The organism is Frankia sp. CcWB2 (assembly GCF_977927585.1).
Genome location: NZ_CDWRCM010000013.1, coordinates 1468 through 4538, shown reverse-complemented (window position 1 = coordinate 4538; position 3071 = coordinate 1468). Strand labels below are relative to the sequence as shown.

The following is a 3071-nucleotide window of genomic DNA, read 5'->3' as shown; positions in this document are numbered from 1 at the left end:
CCCAGGGCCGGTCTGGATCCGGGATGGGGAACGTTGGAAGATCCTGATGTGCGGGGGGGAACGATCGTGCTGGGGGTCGATGGTGTCGCGGTCCACGCGGAGCGGGCGCCGGGTGAAGCCGGCGACAGCCAGGCAGTCGGGCTGCTCGCGGCGCTGAGGGCGGCGTCGGCCGCGGTCCGTGTGGACCTGGCTTCTCGGACCCGAGCGGCGATGGCGACCTTGGTGGCGCATCGCCGGGCCTTGGCCGGGCTGGTCGGATGACCCGCCAGTTGCCACCCCCGCCGCCGCGGGACGGCCTGATCGAGGTACTCGAGGTCGCCATCGACCCCGAGCTGCTCGACCGCGCACTCACCCACCGCTCCTACGCCTACGAGAAGGGCGGCCTGCCCACCAACGAACGCCTGGAGTTCCTGGGCGATGCGGTGCTTGGTCTGGTGGTGACGGCGGCATTGTTCATCCGCCACCCGGATCTTCCCGAGGGGCAGCTCGCCAAGCAGCGGGCCTCGGTTGTGAACATGCGGGCTCTCGCGGACGTGGCACGGGGGATCGGACCCACCGGGCTCGGTCCGTACCTACTGCTGGGCCGGGGGGAGGAGACCACCGGGGGGCGCAACAAGGCGAGCATTCTCGCCGACACCCTCGAGGCCATCATCGGGGCGGTCTATCTGTCCTCAGGCTTCGACGTGGCCTCCGGTTTCGTGCACCGTCTCTTCGATCCCCTGCTGGACGAGGCCGCCGGCCGGGGCGCAGGGCTTGACTGGAAGACCTCACTGCAGGAACAGACGGCGGTGCTGGCTCTCGGACCGCCTGAATATGTCGTCGAGGAGGCCGGTCCGGACCACGCGAAGCGGTTCACCGCCTACGCGAGGATCGCGGGAGAGCCACTGGGCGAGGGCGAAGGGGGAAGTAAGAAGGAGGCTGAGCAGCGGGCGGCCGCCGCGGCTTTCGCGGTTCTCGAGGAACGGTCGGCCCTGGGGCGGGAGGACGGTTCGGGCGTGGATGTCGTCGGCGGAGATCACGAGAAGTCCGCCATCGGCGGCCTCGATCACGATCGGGTCTCGGGCCCGTGAGAGCGGATGATCACCCGTTGCCTCGATTCGCTTCCTCAGTGGTGGCGACAGGCTCAGTGGTGGCGACAGATTCATCGAGCCACGTCGAGGGTCCGGTGTCATCCCACTGACCCGGCCCGATGACCGGAGATCATGCCAGAACTCCCCGAAGTAGAGGTTGTTCGCCGCGGTCTGGAACGTGGTGTCGTCGGTCGCGTCATCGCATCGGTTGACGTCCACCATCCTCGTGCGGTGCGCCGTCATCTGGCCGGTGCCGCCGACTTCTCGGCGCTGCTCGTCGGCCGCCGGATAACGGCGGCACGACGTCGCGGCAAGTATCTGTGGCTGGTGCTTCAGCCGCCGGTAGACCATGCGGCGTGCGCTCCGGTGGTTCCAGAAGAACCACCGGAGGAGGAATCAGCTGCCGTGCTGGCCGAGATGTCTCCGCCTGCCCTGCCCCCAGGTCATCCGGCCCAGGGGGATGCGCTGATCGCCCATCTCGGGATGAGCGGACAGTTGCTCGTCGTTCCACCCGCCACCCCCGACCAGAAGCATCTGCGGATCCGGTTCGTCTTCACGGACGGAGGACGCGAACTGCGATTTGTGGATCAACGTACCTTCGGTGGCCTGGCGGTCGCGGTGGGGGAAGCGGATCTGCCTGCTCCCGTCGCGCACATCGCCAGGGATCCCCTGGACCTCGCCTTCGACGAGCGTCTCGTCACGGAGAGGATGCGTCGACGCCGTACCGGCGTGAAGCGGGCCCTGCTCGATCAGACACTTGTCAGCGGGGTCGGGAACATCTACGCGGACGAGGCCCTGTGGGCCGCGAAGCTGCACTACGCGCGGCCGACCGAGACCCTCACTCGGGCGGAGGTCGGCAGGCTGCTGGATTGCGCGCGGACGGTGATGACCGCGGCTCTCGAGGCGGGCGGTACGTCCTTCGACCGCCTGTACGTGTCGGCGGACGGAGTCAGCGGGCTGTTCGAACGGTCGCTACAGGTGTACGGCCGTGCGGGTCGGCCGTGCACACGATGCGGAGACGCGGTGCGCCGGGACGCTTTCATGAACCGGTCGAGCTTCACCTGCCCCACCTGCCAGCCGCACCCAGGGCGGGCCAGATGGTAAGGTTCGATCACACGTTCGAATCCCGCGACTCTCGGGTGCCTGCGGCTCTCGGGTGGGGTGCCGGGCGTGGCGTCCGCGATAGTCGGTGGGGAGCCAGACCTGCCGCGGCGTTCACAGTTATCGCCTCGTCCAGGGCCGAGACCGGGCTGCCGGGATCGGTGAGGCGTCATCCGACACGTCGGTTGGCTGGCCTGCCCCCGACGCGACATGGACGGAGGCGCGATGAATCCGGATGCCCTGCTCGGTCGTATACGGAAGCTGTTGGCGATGGCGGAGGCGGAGGGGCTGAGCGAAGCCGCCCGCGAAACCTATAACAGCAAGGCAGCCGAGCTGATCGCCCAGTACGGGATCGACCGCGCGCTGGTCGAGGAGGCGTCGCCGCACCGCGTCGAGGCGGCTGACCTGGTGGTGGCCGTCGATTCGCCCTATGCCCGGGACAAGATCTCGTTGCTCGCGGGCATTGCCGCACCGCTTGGTTGCCGGCTCGTGTACCGGACCGAGCAGCGTGCAGTGGGGACGGGGCACTCCGCTCATCTGTTCGGGATGGATGCGGATATCCACCGCGTGCAGATGTTGTTTACCTCGTTGCTGGTCCAGCAGGCACAGGGGTTGGCTCTCGCCCGTCCGCCACGCCGGGAGGACCCGCGGGCGTTTCGTCGGTCGTGGATGGCCGGCTTCGCGGTGGCGGTGGCGGAGAGACTGACCAGGACGGAGCGGATGGCCCGGGAGCGGGCGCAGACCCAGCAGAAGCAGACCCGGGAGAACGGATCAGACGGGCCCTCGACGACGCCGTCGGTGGGCGTCGTCCTGGCGAATCGAAGCCAGCGGGTGGATGCGCACCTGGCAAGCGTCTACCCCAGGTTGCGAGCGCCAAGGACACGCCAGCTCTCCGGGAGC

At 68.7% G+C, this 3071-nt stretch carries 3 protein-coding genes and 1 pseudogene; all 4 read left to right on the top strand.

Going from position 1 to position 3071, the window contains the following annotated elements:
- Nucleotides 1-261, top strand: a pseudogene (locus ACY45C_RS02850) (phosphate starvation-inducible protein PhoH); the annotation flags it as partial.
- Complete coding sequence (gene rnc, locus ACY45C_RS02845) at nucleotides 258-1070, top strand: ribonuclease III (RefSeq protein ID WP_462186108.1); 813 nt, start codon at nucleotides 258-260, stop codon at nucleotides 1068-1070. The pseudogene ACY45C_RS02850 and the gene rnc, both read left to right, overlap by 4 nt.
- A gap of 132 nt (nucleotides 1071-1202) precedes the next feature.
- Complete coding sequence (gene mutM / locus ACY45C_RS02840) at nucleotides 1203-2174, top strand: bifunctional DNA-formamidopyrimidine glycosylase/DNA-(apurinic or apyrimidinic site) lyase (protein ID WP_462186107.1); 972 nt, start codon at nucleotides 1203-1205, stop codon at nucleotides 2172-2174.
- A gap of 222 nt (nucleotides 2175-2396) precedes the next feature.
- Nucleotides 2397-3071: DUF2786 domain-containing protein (locus ACY45C_RS02835; RefSeq protein ID WP_462186106.1), on the top strand; the 675-nt coding region annotated here is incomplete at its 3' end.